Annotated in this window: 9 protein-coding genes; 2 read left to right on the top strand and 7 right to left on the bottom strand. The window is 41.1% G+C overall.

Annotated elements, in window-relative coordinates; all coding sequences use genetic code 11:
- Window positions 1–3: 3 nt before the first annotated feature.
- The 6 genes from EO131_RS01640 to EO131_RS01615 all read right to left on the bottom strand — a co-directional run bounded on the left by EO131_RS01640 (window position 4) and on the right by EO131_RS01615 (window position 12,095).
- On the bottom strand, window positions 4–3,228 hold the full coding sequence (locus tag EO131_RS01640) for a SusC/RagA family TonB-linked outer membrane protein (protein WP_127018604.1): 3,225 nt from the start codon (window positions 3,226–3,228) through the stop codon (window positions 4–6).
- An 823-nt stretch (window positions 3,229–4,051) separates the two neighbouring features.
- Window positions 4,052–5,563: a RagB/SusD family nutrient uptake outer membrane protein gene (locus EO131_RS01635; protein ID WP_127018603.1), complete on the bottom strand. Its 1,512-nt coding sequence runs from the start codon at window positions 5,561–5,563 to the stop codon at window positions 4,052–4,054.
- A gap of 10 nt (window positions 5,564–5,573) precedes the next feature.
- Window positions 5,574–8,678, bottom strand: a complete 3,105-nt coding sequence (locus EO131_RS01630; RefSeq protein ID WP_127018602.1) for a SusC/RagA family TonB-linked outer membrane protein — start codon at window positions 8,676–8,678, stop codon at window positions 5,574–5,576.
- Window positions 8,679–9,092: 414 nt separating this feature from the next.
- Window positions 9,093–9,743 (bottom strand): helix-turn-helix domain-containing protein, encoded by a 651-nt coding sequence (locus tag EO131_RS01625; protein WP_127018601.1) that lies wholly within the window; start codon window positions 9,741–9,743, stop codon window positions 9,093–9,095.
- 127 nt (window positions 9,744–9,870) lie between these two features.
- Window positions 9,871–10,782, bottom strand: coding sequence for a GYDIA family GHMP kinase (locus EO131_RS01620; protein ID WP_313790020.1), 912 nt, complete (start codon window positions 10,780–10,782; stop codon window positions 9,871–9,873).
- On the bottom strand, window positions 10,779–12,095 hold the full coding sequence (locus EO131_RS01615) for a hydroxymethylglutaryl-CoA reductase, degradative (RefSeq protein ID WP_127018600.1): 1,317 nt from the start codon (window positions 12,093–12,095) through the stop codon (window positions 10,779–10,781). The genes EO131_RS01620 and EO131_RS01615 overlap by 4 nt, the downstream gene beginning before the upstream one ends.
- A 177-nt stretch (window positions 12,096–12,272) precedes the next feature.
- Here EO131_RS01615 and EO131_RS01610 point away from each other — a divergent pair, with 177 nt between their 5' ends.
- Together EO131_RS01610 and EO131_RS01605 are read left to right on the top strand one after the other, a co-directional pair.
- A complete protein-coding gene (locus tag EO131_RS01610; protein ID WP_127018599.1) occupies window positions 12,273–14,432 on the top strand; it encodes a S9 family peptidase in 2,160 nt (719 codons plus the stop codon).
- A gap of 18 nt (window positions 14,433–14,450) precedes the next feature.
- Window positions 14,451–15,986 carry a peptide MFS transporter gene (locus tag EO131_RS01605; protein ID WP_127018598.1) on the top strand — a complete coding sequence of 512 codons (1,536 nt, stop codon included), beginning with the start codon at window positions 14,451–14,453 and terminating at the stop codon, window positions 15,984–15,986.
- On the opposite strand, the gene EO131_RS01600 is transcribed toward EO131_RS01605, so the two are convergent.
- On the bottom strand, window positions 15,983–17,974 hold the full coding sequence (locus EO131_RS01600) for a ComEC/Rec2 family competence protein (RefSeq protein ID WP_127018597.1): 1,992 nt from the start codon (window positions 17,972–17,974) through the stop codon (window positions 15,983–15,985). The genes EO131_RS01605 and EO131_RS01600 overlap by 4 nt on opposite strands.
- Window positions 17,975–17,992 lie beyond the last annotated feature (18 nt).

Raw genomic sequence — 17,992 nt, 5'->3', positions numbered from 1 at the left:
TTTTTAAAATTCTAACTTCACACTAAACCCGTAATCTTGTGTAGATGGATAGGCACCGGATTGATAACCTTGTATGTTTCCGGAACTCAATCCGGCTTCAGGGTCACTATAAGGTAGATTTTTGTGGATTATCCATAAGTTTCTACCTGTAGCTGAAAGGGTTACACCTTTAAAAAAACTATGAGCTAATAGTTTGTCGGGGATTGAATATGATAAAGCCACTTCTCTGAGTTTTATGAAACTGGCATCGTATACATGCAAAGCGTGGGGTGCTTTACCATAACCAAGAGTGTGGGCAAAGTAATCCATTCTTGCCCTAATGGTATTTGGAGTTCCGTCTTCCTGTACTCCTTCCAACAATATCCCACCACTATCGTTTCCATCTGTTAGTGGAGAACGTTTGGGGTTGCCAAGTTCATTTAAACCAGCAGTCTCTGGATATAATCCGGTTGCCATACCGTACCAAGTGTCCAGAGAAAATACTTTACCGCCTTGTTGAGCATCAATCAAGAAACTCAAAGCAAGGTTTTTATAGGTAAAGGTGTTTTTAACCCCTCCTTTCCAATCAGGTTGGAAAGTGCCTAAATTTTCATTCTGACTTTCGGTTTTCATGTAATTACCGTTCTCATCAATTACACGTTTCCCGTTCAAGTAGACAAAGTCAGAACCATAAAGTGTTCCAAAAGGTTCCCCCACTACAGCATTAATGGATAGACCAGATTGAACACTTGCCAACTGTAAAGCAGGTAATCCTTGAGGAAGCGATAAAACCTTATTTTTATTTTGCCCCCAACTTACATTTATATTCCACGCAAAATCTTTAGATTTTAAAGGAGTTGCCCAAAGCGCAACTTCAATACCTTTATTTTCCATTTCGCCGGTATTTATCCATTGTCCTGAGAATCCAATGGCTGGTGTTACTGAAATATTGTTCAGAAGATCATACGATCTTTTGTCATATAATGACAAATCAAATCCAAGCCTCTTGTCGATAAATGTCATTTCAAGACCTATCTCTTTCTCTTCTGAGCTTTCGTTTGATAGATTTGAATTGTTATTGGTCGATGGTAATGAGCCGGAACCCTGTCCTCCTACAGGTGTATTTAAATTATAGGTATTAAAAAGGGTAAGAGGTCGGGCAGAATTCCCTGTTTTGGCATAACCAATTCGAAGTTTGCCAAATGGTATAAAATTGGCTTTAATTAATTCTGAAAAAACAAAACTTCCTGATATTCCATAGTAGTCGTAACTATTATTTTCTGTTGGAAGCGTTGATGAAACATCATACCTGTAAGATCCCTCGGCGAATAAGAAACTGTCATATCCCAAAGAAGCATTTGCATAGTATCCATCAACACCCATTAAATATTCATATTGGTTAGGGGCGTTTATTGCATTTGTCGAATTGCTCAGCGCAAAAAGCCTATCCACATTCAAACCGCCATTGGTTGAAGCGAAAAGGGTAGCATATTTTTGACGCATTATGTTGGCCCCTAGGGTGCCTCTCAGATTGAGTTTTTCGCTTATATTCTTATCAAAATTTAACATTAAATCATAATTGATCTCATTAAAATTCTCATAGAATATGGTGTATTGAGCAACCGAAGTACTATGATTGTTGATGCGCTCTTCTTGGTTTCCTGAGTAATTATCCAATGATACCCTGCCAAAAATATCCAACCAATCAGTTATTTGATAGTTTAAGGAAGCATTACCATACACACGGTTTCTTACGTCAGTTTCGTAGTTCTCATAACGCATCCAATATACGTTATCGTGATATATAGGATGTAGATCTTGATTGATATATGAAGTGTTCCAAGTGATGTTGTCATGGGTTGCAAAATAGGCTTCTTTCTGTTCTTGAACATCCACGTTGGTCTGCCACCATTGTCTAGATGTCTGCATGAAATTTTGGGAATCATACCCGGTACCATACCTGCCTCTACCCCTAGTCTTGACGAAAGTGACCTTCGAAGAGGCGGTTAACTTTTCAGTCAGGTTTTGACTGCCATAAAAGTCAAAATTGTCTCTTTTAATTTTACTGTTTGGCATTATGCCTTTTTGATCTAACTTGGTATAGCCAATTTTAAACTGGCCCTTCTCACTTCCTCCATCTAAAGAAATACTATTAAATAATGTCGTGCCAGTTTCAAAAACAGATTCCGGACCATTCTCAGCGGCGACCCAAGGGGTTGCTTTACCATAGGTGTCAACAAGTTGGGGGTAAAATGAATTCCATTGATGTACCAAAAGATTTTGATCAAAAGGAACGATACCAAATGACCCATCCCAATCTGCCAGAGCATAGGCCTCATCAACACCATCATTATTTTGATCTTCAAAATAAAATCCTCCGGGGTGCCATCCATCAAAATAACCTGCCCCATATTCTTTTTGGTACTTAGCAAAAGTATCAGGATTGTACTTGTTGAACATTGTTGAGGAATTTATGGTAACCCCTATTCCTTTATTTCTTTTGCCCTTTTTAGTGGTAATAACTATTACTCCGTTAGATGCTCTAAATCCATACAATGCTGTTGCGGCACCTCCCTTAAGGACGTTTATGGATTCAATGTCCTCGGGGTTTATATCGGTAGCTGCGTTTCCATAATCGTATCCACCCCCTCCTGTGACTTGATTCGAACCATTATTGTTAATATTGCTAATCGGTACACCATCGACCACAAACAAAGCTTGATTACTATTGTTGATTGATGAATATCCTCGAATTATTACATTTGAGGACCCTCCCATAGTACCACTACTTTTAATATCAATACCAGCAACTTTTCCAGATAATGAGTTGACAAAGTTTGTTGTTTTAACCGTGCTCACTTCATCACCTTGCACTTCTTGTGTTGCATAACCCAGGGATTTTTTCTCTCGTGCGATACCCAAAGCTGTCACCACAACTTCCTCAAGAGCCTGGGCATCTTCCTCCATTCCCACATTAATGGTGTTGGTGGCCCCAATAGTGCGCTCCACCGTTTTTTGGCCGATGTAACTGAATCTTAATACTTCGCCTTGATTGGCGGTAATCGCATACTTTCCATCAAAATCGGTCTGGGTTCCATTTGTGGTTCCAACCACCAAAACGGAGACCCCTGGTAGCGGCAATCCATCTTGGTCGGTTACCGTACCCGAGACCTGTTTTTGCTGTGCCAATGCCGATGTAAAGCCATAGATGAACAGCAAAAGCACCATCCAATAATTTTTCGTTTTCATAAAAAAGATTTAAGAGTTAGTTATTGCATCCAGACAAGGCAGGGGGTAAATCTTGATTTTGTAGGCTAATTCAAAAAATTTCTTCCAAAACAATGAAAACTAAAAACTTTAGGGAAGAGTAAGATTTAGGGCCCCCACCTTGTGGATAGCGCAACAAAAAAAGGAAAAGAATATACGGATGTTGTAAAGGCTTAAGAACCTTTACAATGGTAAACGATTAAAAACGGTTAATTACTTTCTATAAAGTATTGCAGTTTAATTTTGTAGATTAATTAGAAGCCCTAAATGGTAGGATTTTAATTATTATCTTTTGTCTTCTATGTTATTGAGCCGCGCCGATGAAAGTTAAGATTTTGGAGATTTCAATTTCTTTTCATTGATTTTTTCAGGGAGGAGTCCGTATTTGTAGCTACTCATTTCAGATTCTGTGTTTTTTTCTTACCACATCACATTCGCTAATTATACCAATCGTTGGTGAGCATCATTTACTTAGGTTTCTGACATGGAAAGGTAGATTGCTTTATGACAACGCTACCAAGTTTAATGGATTTGTTATGGTATTTTTCATGAATGTTTTTTGGTGGTATATTAAACTTAGAAGAATTAGATTGGGAAATAGGGGGTCAATTGGTGGATGGGGGTTGGGTCGGTGAATACTAGTTTTATAAGCAAGTAAAAGGTTAAATATTAAAAACACACAGATTTTGACTTTTTGATTTGGATATTGTTACTTCAATTAGAAGATATAAATTAAATGCTAAAAAGGGTAAATTAAAAAGGTCGCTTTTAAGCGACCTTTTCTCTTTGTTTAATCGTTACTCTGTTAGTAAACTAAATCAATCTTTCTCCAATCGTTCGATCCCGATGCTGTTCCGGGTTCTCCAGCGGTGGCTGGGCCTCCAAAAGTGTAGATTTCATCTTGGGATATTTCTAATTCTGAGGCAGGGACTGGATACATTGTCGGCGATCCCGCTTGAAGCATATCGTGTCTTCTCATGAACCACCATTCAACACAGATTCCGGAGGCAAGATCCAACTCAATGGAAACTTCATATAGCAAGGCGTTTAAAATGTTTGGTCCTGCTACAGTAGTGTCCAGATTACCAACTGTTTTCCTGGGAGAAGCATCCAAGGCAGCGACAGCAGCGGCGAAATTACCCAATCGATAGTAACATTCAGCCCTGATGTAGTCCATTTCCGCGGCTGACATGATATTGGTTGGAATTCCGCTTTGATTTTGGTCATTGTCATTGAAGAACTTTTTGGTGCGATAGCTGGAAAAAAGGTATCGGCCTCTCGAAGCTCTTAAAAATCCAAAATTTTCTCCAACGTATTCATAGTATTCTTCAAATCTGGGGTCACCGTTACTAATCGCCGGATCCAAAATAATGGCCTCGTCTGTTGGGTAATCAGTAGGGTAGGTAGGATCAACAAGATGTGGTATTTTTTGATCGGTAGGCATGTAACCAGCACCGTCGCCAAGAGCAAAAATTGACCAATCTTGCAAATTGTTGAAAAAAACAGATTCTGTTGCAGCTGGACTAAAATTTTCAGAAATGCCATTATTGGCATAATTAAGGATTATATTGTAGTCTAGTGATTGTGCTTCACTATCTGTCCTTGGTAGCCCAATTGATAATCGAGCCAAATAGCTGTTAGCCAATTGTACGAAGTATGCTGCATCCAAAATTTGCCCACCAGGATACACTTGGTATTCAAAACTTGAAAGCTGATTAGCCAATTGAATTGCTTTTTCAATATTGATAACGGCAGCATTAAAGACTTCTTGATAAGTAGAAAACTGTAAAGCATTTGGATCGGTATCAGGATTGACAATATATGCTTTATCATATATCAGTGCTAAATAACCCTGTGCTATGCCCTTATCAAAGTATGCGGCGGCCAACTCTTGGTTGGTCAAGTCACTTTCACCAACTATAACTTGTCCTCCTTGGTTTTCTATATTGTCTATTACAATATTCGCATTGTTGATAACTGAATTAAATGCATTCCAAGGTCCAGCTGCTTGGGATGCCAGATCGTCATTGGATGTAGAGTTGATTATTTGTCTTCTTGGTTGATCACAGAAACTCCAAAAGCCACTGAAAGCATTGGTTGTTGAGAATTGATCGGCTAAACCCCGAAAAAAAACACCTTGGAATCCAATTTGATTTGAAAACAATGCAGAGTGATTGGAAATATTGAAATTTTGAAAATCGTTTGCATTGGCCAATACTCTTTTAGCGTCTGCCTGATTGGTATTGACGATATTAAATTCTTCTTGTGAGCATGATAATCCTATCAATGCAATCACCGTGATGATTATTTTTTTCATGCTTATGTTTTTAAAATGTTATCTGAATGGACATGGCGTAGGTTCTAAAGTTGGGGAATGAAAATTCATCCAATCTGAAAATTGGACTTCCACTTAATGCAACTTCTGGATCATACCCAGAGTAATCAGTCCAAGTGTATAGATTCCTGCCTGAAAGGGTAAACTGAATATTGTCAATGGGTATTTTTGGCCCAAAATTCTGTTTATCAAGCGTATAAGTCAATGAAACTTCTCGAAGCTTTGTGAAACTTGCATCTTCAACAAAATAGTCGATTGGTGCTGCACCATTATAAATTGTGGAACTTGCGTTGGCATAAGATGATTGTTGTCCGGCGGCCCCAAATACATCCAAATCCGCATGTCTGTCATTAAAATAAAGGAACTGACGGGTATAGTTATAAACATCTCCTCCCATTTGCATATCAATTAGAGTATATAACCTCAAATTTTTATAGGTGAAAGTATTCCTTATTCCCATGATGTAATCTGGATTTGTATCCCCAATTAAGTCTACTGCCAGTTGATTGGTATCAGGATCCCATTTTCTAATTGCCTGTTCACCTCCTGCATTCACAAGACCGGATTGTCCTTCATTGGCAGTAACTATGACATGTCCAAATTCATTGACGGAGAAATCAGATAAGGGTAAGTTTAAACCTTCATTGATTACCAACCCATTTTCAACAGTTAGTTCGTCCAGCGATTTGACCAACTGATTACCAAACATAGCACCATAAGGTTGACCTGGCTCTACTCTAAATACATTTACTGCAGGATCTGCATCCAACTGTGTGTCACTGCCTGAAGCTGCAAAGCCTTGGATTACCCTATTAAAAGGCGCTACATTTCCCAAACTTTCAACGGTATTCTCAACAGTTGCAAATGTTACTCCAATATCCCAGCTTACATTTGCAGTTTTGATTAGAGTTCCACTAAATGATGCTTCCCATGCATTATAAGCGGTTTCAGCAACATTTTGAACTTGAAACGCACCCGGAACGGCTCCGGATAAAGGAACGGTTAACAGTGCATCCTCGGTTTTTGAATTTGCATATGTCAAACTAAAAAGATAATTGTTTAAAAATCCAATATCTGTTCCGACTTCCAATTCACTTATTGTTGGTGACTGCAAATCTGGATTCCCAATTTGAAGTGGTGTAATTCCAGTTTGACTTACGTTAAATGTTTCGAAAATATCACCAAAACCAGGTCTAAGACCAGCTGTACCGTAGGATCCTCGAAATTTCAATTCGTCTAGCCAATCCACTTTAAGGTCTTCACCCAAACGATATGCTAACGATCCTCTCCAAAATATTTGATCCCTATTGTCCTCACCGAACAAAGAGCTTCTATCTTGTCTTACAAAGCCTCCCAAAATCAACTTTTCTTTCCAATCAAAGTCAGCTGTAAGAAAAACATTTTGGGTTTTTTCTCGAAAGGATCCCGAGCCTACCGCAATGTTTTCTGTTCCTTGTTGAAGGTTATTTACTCCTTCTGTTAAAAAATTGGAACTTTGAGCCCTTTTAAATGATGATTTAACATCTTCAAATAGGTAACGCAAAGAGCTTTTAAAATTAAAATCCCCGAAGGAGGTATTGAAATTGAGCTGTGCGTATGAATTATTTCGTACGTAATCACTATCAAGATCAAAAATGAAACCATTGTCGGTATTGGCATTAAATTGAGAACCTGACACATAACCCTTGGGAAAGAAGTTTACAAATCTATTTCTACCCCTATCAGTTGATATTTGGGTTTCAAATATAAGATTGTCCGTGATGCTATATTTTCCAGTTGCTGAAGATATCATTCTAGTGTTAATATTGTCAAATTTTTGGTTTTTAACAACATAAAGAGGGTTTTGATATTCGTTAATAAACCCGTTTCCATCGAAGAAAGGGATATATTTTCCATTCTCATCCTTTTGGTCTAGACGTATTGTGGGATCTGCAGTTAGCAAATTAAAAAATACGTTATCGCCTTGTCCTTGTTGAGTTACCTCACCACCTGTTTGTCGAACTAAATAATTGGAAAGCTCCAACTTAAACTTTTTCGTTAGATTCAAGTCCAAGTTCAATCGTGCATTCTGCCTTTTGTATGCTTTAACTCCTTTAAGGATTCCTTTGACTTCAGTTTGTTCTGCTGACACAAAGTAATTGACCTTGTCTTTATTCTGAGATACACTTATGCCAGTTTGGCTATAGGGTTGGGAGGTAATAAACTCCTCAACGTTATTTATTAATGTTCCGGGCCATGGATTGTCAAAAATTCCATCTGGATCTGCTACAATAGCACCATTTGTTAAATCAAATTCACCATCTTCAGTAAGTAATCGGTCATGATTTTTTGCCAAGGGATAATTATTCTGTGTTTCGGAAAACCCATTTTCAAATCTTATTTTAACTTGGGGCTTATCTGTTTTGCCTCTTTTTGTAATGATTTGAATAACGCCATTTCCGGCCAATGAACCATATAGAGATGATGCAGCGGCACCTTTAACAACTTCAATGGAAGCAATGTCCTGAGTGCTAATTTGATTTAAATTTCCTTGTGTTATTATTCCATCAACTATAATCAATGGATTCGTATTGCCTTCAATTGCACTCGCTCCTCTCAGTATTACTGCTGATTGTCGTAATGGATTTCCACCACCTTGCACAATTTGCGCTCCTGCAACTTTACCAATAAGAGCTGAGGCAGCATCAGGTGTTGGAACTGTTTGAACCCCTGATGGATTGATAGTCTCAACTTTAAAGGCTAACTTTTTTTGAGATGTTCCTTGTGCTACTCCAGTTAGAATAACTTCCTCAAGCGCCTGGGCATCTTCCTCCATTCCCACATTAATGGTATTGGAGGTCCCGATGGTGCGCTCCACCGTTTTTTGACCGATGTAGCTGAATCGCAGCACTTCACCCTGATTAGCGGTTATCGCATACTTTCCATCAAAATCGGTTTGGGTCCCTTGGGTTGTCCCGACCACCAATACCGAGACCCCTGGTAGCGGCAATCCATCTTGATCGGTTACGGTACCGGAGATTTGTTTTTGTTGTGCCAGTGCCGCTGTAAAGCCACAAATGAACAGCATGAGCACCATCCAATAATTTTTCGCTTTCATAAAAAAGATTTAAGAGTTAGTTAATGCATCCAGGCAAGGCAGGGGGTAAATCTTGATTTTGTAGGCTAATTCAAAAAAATTCTTCCGAAACAATGAAAACTAAAAACTTTAGGGAAGAGTAAGATTTAGGGTCCCTACCTTGTGGATCGCGCAACAAAAAAAGGAAAAGAAAATACCGACAGTGTAAGGGCTTAAGAACCTTTACATATTTGCCGACGAGAGTTAACATTTACTGTTAGTCATCATATTTGCTCTGTTAGTCAAATTGGTCTAGCGATATTTAAGTGATCTAGTGAAATGCTGGAACTAAGGACTAAACAATCAATAAACAGGTATAGTGGACCCAATCTTGGTATTCGGAAATGAACCCATGAGGATGTTGGCATTAGAGTAGATGGGATAGGGAAATATTTTTTAGGCCACTTTAAACATGTATTCCGTGGGGGTGGAACCGGTCACTTTTTTAAAGGCCTTGTAAAAGGAAACCCTATTGTTGAAACCGCATTGGTAGGCGATGTCCGAAATGGATTCCGATGAGTCCTCAAAGCCCGAGACTAATTTATTTTTTGCGGCCTCTATCCGATACGAATTAATGAAATCGTAAAAGCTTGCATTGAAATTTTCGTTGATAACCTGAGAGGCATGGTGGCGTGAAATATCCAACAAATCAGCAATATCGTCCAAGCGAAGCTCATGGTTCAGATAAAGTTTTTGGGTTTGCATCAAATATTCCAACTTTGATTTGAGTTCAGATGAGAAGGTTGGGGACAGGCCCGTTTTTTCATATTTACTTCGGTTCCTTCCCTCCGAAGCCGTATCAATCTTCTCTTTACCGGAAAAATGAGGGTACTTCAGCAACAAATAAATAATAATCCCATAAAGCGTCAATGGTACTAAAAGGGCATATACCAATAATTGATTGAAGCTGTCGGTACTACTGGACCAACTATAAAAGGTCAAAAATGCAGTGTACAAAAAGAGGAACGAGAAAAGTAACAGTAATTTTTTGCCAAAAAAATCCATCCTGTTCCTCAAGAACAATTGAGTGTTTTCCCAGAGTGACATAGCTATCAATTTTGTCTTCTGGTAGTAAAGTGCAAAAAACTATCCTTGTAAGTAACACTCAATTGACGAACACCCTATTTGGGTTTATGGATGGACTTAATTACTTTGCCAGAACAGTAGAAAGGTGCTATAGTGCCATTTTAGGATAGGATATGATTGTTGTATACCCTTTTTGTTTAAAATAATCCATTGATTTGGAATCACCGGTAACCAAAACAAAATCGCCTCCCCACGCCCCTAAACTTTTAATAACGCCCGGATAATCCGAAAATCGTAATTGCTTTATGGGGGCAACTTCCAAAATGCCAGCAAGCAGTGCCTCGTGTGCCTCCATTAATAATTCAAACTCAGCCAAAGACCGGGCTGAAATCATTTTTTTGGTCAATGTTGAGATTTCGGAGACCAATACGGATTTATCAAATGCTTTTTCTCTGTAGTTGGCGATGGCCTGTTTACTACTTTGTTTTTGGTTGAGGTGCACGAAAAATAAATTGTCCTTAAAATCTGGGCCGAAATCCACTTCCGTAACATGTGGCTCCCCATTTTTCAATTGATAGGTGATAGGCGAATTGTGTTGCGCACAAGCAATATCATACCCACTGCCCCCAAAGGCATTTGCCAACAAGTCATAAGCATCGGCCCGTGCCCATTGTGCCAAATTGTTGATCAAGGTGGAAGAAGTGCCCAATCCCCAGGATCTTGGAAAACTTAGATGGGTCTCCACGTGAAAAGCATCACCATCAGAAAGGAACAACGGATTTTGTGCTCTGGCCTCTGTTAGTAATTTGATCAAGGTATTGCAAATGACCTCATCCGATGTGGTTTTGATGCTGAAGTCTTTCATGTTGATTTCCGCCGAAAACCATTCCTTTTGGTTCTCATCAAAACTGTGCCACAGCAACAAGTTGCCATCAATGGGTTTTGCCTTTAATGATTGACCATAACTGGTCGGAATGGCCAAACCCAAAGCGCCATCCAATATGGCGTACTCCCCAGACAACAGCAATTTGCCGTTACTATAAAACTCCTTTTGCATCATTTGGCCCTGATTTTTTCCATGGCTTCCTTTACCGAGGCATTGGAAACCGTGTTGTGTTTAAAATAATCCACCATTTGTGCTTTCTCCTCTTCCGTAGCGCCCATTTGGTTGAGCATATTCAACAAATGCATCTTCATATGCCCTTTTTGGATGCCCGTGGTAACCAAACTCTTTATAGCGGCAAAGTTTTGGGCCAACCCTGCTACGGCAACAATTCGCATCAATTCCTTTGCCGATGGATGCTGTAGTATCTCCAAGGCTAATTTTACGAGTGGGTGAAGAGTGGTGAGTCCTCCCACCGTTCCCAGTGCCAAGGGAATTTCGATCCAAAATTTGAATCGATCTCCTTCAATTGCCGCATGGGTAAGGCTGGAATACTGTCCATTTTTGGCAGCATAGGCATGTATGCCTGCTTCCACGGCCCTAAAATCGTTCCCTGTGGCCAATACCACGGCATCAATGCCGTTCATAATACCTTTGTTATGGGTTACCGCACGAAACGGTTCCACATTTGCAATGTCCACGGCCCGCACAAATTTTTCCGCAAATTCCCGTGCCGCCATATCGTTGTCGCCCAATTCGGAAATGGGACAACTTACCTCTGCTTTAACCAAGCAATTGGGCACATAGTTGGAGAGTATGCTCATGACTACCTCCAGGTTTCGTTCCTCTTCGGTGAAATTTGGGTAGATGCTGGCTTCTTCCTTCAACGTGGTGGCAAACTGCTCCAAACAAGAGTTGATAAAGTTGGCCCCCATGGCATCCAAGGTCTCGAATGTGCAGTGCAACTGGAAATAGCCCTCAATTTTATCTGACCAATCCCGAAGTTCAATGGCATTTATTCCCCCACCGCGTTTTTCCATGTTTTCGGTGATCGCGGACACACTTTTAAGGAGTTCGGCATGTATCTCGTTGAAAAAGGCCGAAAGTGTTTTGGAATCCCCTTTAAAGATAAAATGGACCTGACCCACTTTTTCGGTCCCCAATATTTCCGTTTTAAAGCCCCCTCGTGTCAACCAAAATTTAGCGGCTTTGCTGGCCGCCGCTACCACCGAACTTTCTTCGATGGCCATCGGAATGGTGCGCAGTTCCCCATCAATCAAAAAATTGGGGGCCACCGCAAAGGGCAGGTAATAGTTGGACAGCGTGTTCTCAATAAATTCATCGTGCAGTTTTTGTACCGCTTCATCCGCGTTCCAATAGCGTTCCAGTAGCTGCTTGGTGGCCTTGGCATCTTTGGTGCAATTGTTTGCGATCCAATCTATTTTCTGTGCTTTGGAAAGTTTGGAAAATCCCTCAACAGGAGCGTTCATAGTGTTCGGTTAAAGATTTCAAATATACGGATATTGGTACTTTGATGCATGTTGCCCTACATCTCGAAAGCAAATAGGAGCTTTCCAGGTCCACTTATTGTTGCAAATGCAACAGTAAAATTTATTTTTCCGATAAATATTAGTAAACTTGGGAGTTTTAAATCAATTTTTGACTACATGAAAAAACAGGTTTTCCTATTCCTTTCCTTAGTAGGTTTTTTAGCAATCGGTACGGCACAGCAAAAGCAGATCACCCTCGAAGAAATATGGGGGGGAGCCTTCAGGACCGAATATATGGATGTGCTTAGATCTATGAACAATGGTAAGCAGTACACCGTTCTCAACTTCAGTCGTTCGCCCCGGTCCAGCAGCTTGGACAAGTATGATTACAAGACCTTGGAAAAAGTGGAGACCTTGGTGGCCTCAGGAGGCGATATACCTTTCTTTTCCTCTTATTCGTTCAGTGATGATGAATCCCAAATCTTGCTCGCCACCGAAGTGGAGCCCATTTTTAGAAGGTCGCGGTTGGGCATTTATTATGTGTACGATTTGGCCAGTAAGGAGCTGGTGAAAATTGCAGAGACCAAAATACAGGAACCGACCCTTTCCCCTGATGGATCTAAAGTGGCCTATGTTTTGGACAATAACATTTATGTGATGGAACTGGCGAACAGGACCACCAAACAGATCACTACCGATGGAAGCAAGGGAACCATCATTAATGGAGTAACCGATTGGGTGTACGAAGAAGAGTTTGGCTTTGTGCGGGCCTTTGAATGGAACAGCGACGGCACCAAAATTGCCTTTTTGCGGTTTGATGAAACCAATGTGCCCCATTTTTCCATGGATATGTTTGGTACGGGATTGTATCCCTATCAACACGAATTTAAATATCCTAAGGCGGGAGAGGACAATTCTTTGGTAACATTGCACTTATACGATGTGGCTTCAGGGAATACATCCAATGTTGATTTGAACAACCCCTATTATATTCCCAGGATCAAATGGATGAATAATCCGAATCATTTGAGCGTGCAGACCTTGAACCGCCATCAAAACGATTTGAAGCTTTGGTCGGTTGATGCGAGCAGCAACTCCGTATCCTTGTTGTTGGAAGAAACGGATGACGCCTATGTGGATGTGGATGACGACTTGACCTTTTTGGCGGATGACAGTTTTATCTGGACCAGCGAAGGTGATGGCTACAACCACCTCTATCTATATGGTAAGGATGGAAAATTGAAAAACCAGATTACCCAAGGACCCTGGGAAGTGACCCGGTATTATGGGTACGACAAAAAGAATAATCGGATCTACTACCAATCGGTGGAAAACGGTTCCATCAACCGCGATGTGTACAGTATTGCCACCAATGGTAAGAAAAAGAAACGGTTGACTTCCAAGGAAGGCACCAATTCGGCATCGTTTAGTACGGATTACACCTATTTCATCAATACGTTTTCCAGTGCAACCACTCCTTATGAGTTTACCTTGCATACCGCCTCGGATGGAAAATTGGTAAAAAAGATCAAGGACAATGCAGCCTTGTCCACCAAATTGGAAGGTTACGAATTTGCACCCAAGGAGTTTTCCACCATCAACATCAATGGCTATGATCTGAACATGTACATGATCAAGCCGGTAGATTTTGATCCCAATAAAAAGTACCCCTTGTTCATGTTCCAATACAGTGGACCCGGCTCACAATCGGTTTCCAACAGTTGGATGGGCAGCCGTGATTATTGGCACCAGGTTTTGGCATCCGAAGGCTACATTGTAGTTTGTGTGGATGGCCGGGGAACTGGTTTAAAGGGACGTGATTTTAAAAAACTGACACAAAAAGAATTGGGCAAGTATGAAGTGGAAGACCAGATTGCCGCCGCCAAAAAGTTGAGCGAACTGCCCTATATCGATGAGGAAAGAACTGGTATTTGGGGATGGAGCTATGGTGGATTCATGTCCACGAACTGTATTTTGAAGGGCAATGATGTGTTTGAGATGGCCATTGCCGTGGCACCGGTAACCTCATGGCGTTTTTACGATACCATTTACACGGAGCGATATATGGAAACCCCGCAAGAAAATCCAACAGGGTATGATGACAATTCACCTTTGAACTACCCAGAATTATTGAAGGGTAAGTACTTGCTGGTGCACGGTTCGGGAGATGATAACGTACATGTACAGAACACCATGCGCATGATCGAAGCTTTGGTGCAGGCCAACAAACAGTTCGATTGGGCCATTTACCCAGATAAGAACCATGGTATTTATGGGGGCAACACCAGTTTGCACCTCTTTACCAAGTTGACCAACTTCGTTAAGGAAAATCTATAACCAACTAACTCAAAAGATATGTCAGAATTATCTAAGCCAGCTAGCGAACAGCAACTATTTGGGCATCCCAAGGGATTGTTCTATCTCTTTTTCGCGGAGCTATGGGAGCGTTTCAGTTTTTATGGAATGCGAGCCCTTCTCACGCTTTATATGGTCAATGTTATTTTTGAAGCATTGCTTGAAAGGGATTATGCCACGGCAGCCGTTTACTCTTCCTATGGCTCTTTGGTCTATGCATCTACGGTGATAGGTGGTCGAATATCTGATAGTATTTTGGGCATGCGGAATTCCATTTTCTTAGGAGGTATTTTAATGTCCCTCGGGCATTTTGTGCTCGCCATAGAAAATCATATTACCTTTTTTATAGCCCTTTCCCTGATCATAGCGGGTAATGGTTTCTTTAAACCCAACATTTCCACGTTTGTGGGGTCACTTTATAAGGAAGGAGACCCGCGGAAGGATTCAGGATTCACTATTTTTTATATGGGTATCAACATTGGGGGCTGGGTAGCACCCTTGCTTTGTGGATTCTTGGCCGCCAAATATGGTTGGCACTATGGATTCGGTTTGGCCGGAATCGGAATGCTTACCGGATTGTTGTTTTTTTGGAGTGGAATTAAAAAAGGAGTTTTTGGCGATAAGGGCCTACCACCCGATAATGGGAACATCAATAAAAGTGTAGCGGGCATAAAATTGGGGACATTGGTGCCCATTTTGGCTTTTGCATCGGTACCGGTAATTGCATACTTGTTGTCTGCATACCAACCGTTGGGAGAAGATGGCAGCTTTTTTGGTGATCAAAATATTGTGAATGTCATTTTCAAATTGATTGGGGTTTCCATTCTACTATATTTGGGCTACATCATGTACCAGGCAACACTTGAGGAACGTAAAAAATTGTTCGTTGCAGTTTTGATCACATTTTTCATGACGATTTTCTGGGGTTTCCATGAACTTTCCGGAAGTGTGATCACCTTGTTTGCTGCAAGAAACGTGGACTTGGATGGAATTATGTCCGCATCACAGACCAATTCCTTGAATTCCATGTGGATCATTATTTTGGCCATCCCGATTTCCATGCTATGGCAATGGCTTTCCAAGAAGAACCTAAACCCTAGAACGCCGTATAAATTTGGAATGGGATTGTTGTTTGCGGGTATTAGCTTTTATGTTTTGGCACTTAGTGGAGCCAGTGCCAATGATAATGGTTTTGTTCCCTTCACTTACCTTTTATTGATGTACTTTTTGTTATCTGTGGGTGAATTGTTCATGTCGCCTGTCGGCTTGTCCAAAATTACCGATCTCTCTCCACAGCGCATTGTTGCGTTCATGATGGGTGTCTGGTTTTTATCATCGGCCTTTGCTTTTCAAGTGGTTGGATTCATCGGAAAGCAGTTGGCCATCGAGAGCACCGATGCCAATGTTAATGGATTTGAAACCCTTTCAGTGTACACGGATGGGTTTATGTTGATCGCCAAATATTCGTTGGGAGCAGGATTACTGGTCATATTGGCCTCTCCATTGATCAAACGATTGATGGGTAATGTCCATTAATTTTTAGAATTCAAATTAAACACATAATATCCCTTTTCACCCGTATAGTGGAAAGGGATTTCTTTTTTGGCACACGTTTTTTTCCATCGTGCAATAAAGCTTTTGAAATTGCTGCCGTCCGCCAAAACCATTTTGGGTTGAATTGAATCCAGTAACCGCTCCAAATTGATCTTTGGGGAATGGGTAAGCAGCACATAATCCGTTTGCTTTTCCAAAGGAAACAAGCCAAGGCTGTCCACAACGAACAATCGTTTTTCTCCCAGTTGATAGGAATTTTTCAGGGGCCTTTGATTAATGTTTTGAATCCGTTCCGCAACGGCATAATCAATGGCAAGATTTCCCAAATTGGTGCTATCCGAAGTGAACACGTTCAGGGTGCTTCCTGTTTGGTGCAGAAGCACCGAATTTCTGGTTTTATGGGCCAATACCAGTTGTTCCTTTTGATGGGTCCCCACATTTTTCCAGATAACCCATCCCTGAAACAGGATGATTCCAACCAAGGGCACCATCATTTTTTTCAGGGTCGGCTTACTTAGGGAGTGTACCAAGGTGATGAAGATCACATAACCCAACACCAATTGGGTCGCATCGAACGGAATATCCCGTATCAAAAACCCTTCCTGTTGAGCCACCCAACCAATTACGGAGTTCATCGTATAGATGACCGTATTGTACGCTTTCACCAATAATTGGGGAAGCAAATCAAACAATGCCAATGCGATCACCAAGATGCCCGTCCCCAATATCACGCCCAAAAAAGGGATGACCAACAAATTGGAAACAAAGAACAAGGCCGGAAACTGATGGAAATAGAACAAACTTATGGGCAAGACACCCAATTGGGCGGCCACACTCACCGACAATAATTGCCAAATTTTTCGAACCAAGAGTGGCTCAGGGTACCAAAACCGTTGCAGTTTGGGATAGATCCAAACAATGGCGATCACAGCGGCATAGCTCATTTGAAAACCCACCTGGAATAGGAACAAGGGTTTGATCAAGAGGATGAACAACATCGATAGGGCAATAATGTTAAATGAATTGGTAGGACGATTGAGGTACAGGGCATAGGCCAAAAATGAAAACATGGTCACCGCCCGAACTATGGAAGGGGATAGTCCGGCGATAAAAGCATACATCCAAAGCAGTGCAACCACAAATACAAGCTTCAACGTTTTACCCTTGCGCATCCGTTCCAACGGGGACAATAAAAACTCCAAAAGCAGTAACAAGATGCCCACATGCAGACCTGAAACGGCCAAAATATGCACGGCACCTGCATTTTGGTAATTGGTATAGGTAGTTTCGGAAATATCGTCCCGCTGGCCCAAGAGCAAGGCTTGTATAACCCCTAATTCTTCTGGGCCGAAGGGCTGCTGTTTCAATTTGGAAATGATATGTTCCCTAAAGTTGTGGGCAACTCCCACAACAGTGCGCTTGGGATTGTTTTTGCTCCATAGCCTTTTGGGAGATGTTTTGATCTGATGAGTTACTCCCAACTTCTTCAAGTAGGCCCGATAATCAAATTGATGCGGATTAAGGGGAGGGGCAATGGGTAGCGGTTTGGCAAAAACAACCACTTCGTCATCAACTTTTAAGTCTGTGAAAGTCGAATCCAAAGAAAGTTGTAGCAACAATTTGCCCGATGTGGAAACATGGTCCACGGCAAGTATCGTGGTCATGTAACTTTGCGAAAAGGAATTGGGTTTTAATACCTCCCGTACTTTCAACAAATAAACATTTTCAGTTTCTTCCTTGGAATAAGGTTCTGAAGTGGCCATGCCGACCACGAGCATTCCAACGCCAATTGATATAGCTGCGGTCGATAGCTCAAAATAGGGAAAACCGTTCCTGGGTTGCCGTTTGATCGACCCAAACAACACCAAGAGCAAAATGGGAATAAAAATGAGGGGAAGTAGCGGAGTAACCCCTAGATAAAACCCAATGACAATGCCCGTAATCACGCACAGGGTGAGTTTTACGGACACAAAATTCAGCTGGCGCAC

It is taken from the genome of Flagellimonas beolgyonensis (assembly GCF_003992615.1).
GTDB lineage: Bacteria > Bacteroidota > Bacteroidia > Flavobacteriales > Flavobacteriaceae > Flagellimonas > Flagellimonas beolgyonensis.
Note: the sequence above shows the minus strand (reverse complement) of the source record. Positions and strands in the feature narration are given on the sequence as shown.

Coding starts and splice junctions, on each gene's coding strand:
- EO131_RS01610 (WP_127018599.1), top strand. CDS start 12,273: ATGAAAAAACAGGTTTTCCTATTCCTTTCCTTAGTAGGTTTTTTAGCA.
- EO131_RS01605 (WP_127018598.1), top strand. CDS start 14,451: ATGTCAGAATTATCTAAGCCAGCTAGCGAACAGCAACTATTTGGGCAT.
- EO131_RS01640 (WP_127018604.1), bottom strand. CDS start 3,228: ATGAAAACGAAAAATTATTGGATGGTGCTTTTGCTGTTCATCTATGGC.
- EO131_RS01615 (WP_127018600.1), bottom strand. CDS start 12,095: ATGAACGCTCCTGTTGAGGGATTTTCCAAACTTTCCAAAGCACAGAAA.
- EO131_RS01630 (WP_127018602.1), bottom strand. CDS start 8,678: ATGAAAGCGAAAAATTATTGGATGGTGCTCATGCTGTTCATTTGTGGC.
- EO131_RS01625 (WP_127018601.1), bottom strand. CDS start 9,743: ATGTCACTCTGGGAAAACACTCAATTGTTCTTGAGGAACAGGATGGAT.
- EO131_RS01620 (WP_313790020.1), bottom strand. CDS start 10,782: ATGATGCAAAAGGAGTTTTATAGTAACGGCAAATTGCTGTTGTCTGGG.
- EO131_RS01635 (WP_127018603.1), bottom strand. CDS start 5,563: ATGAAAAAAATAATCATCACGGTGATTGCATTGATAGGATTATCATGC.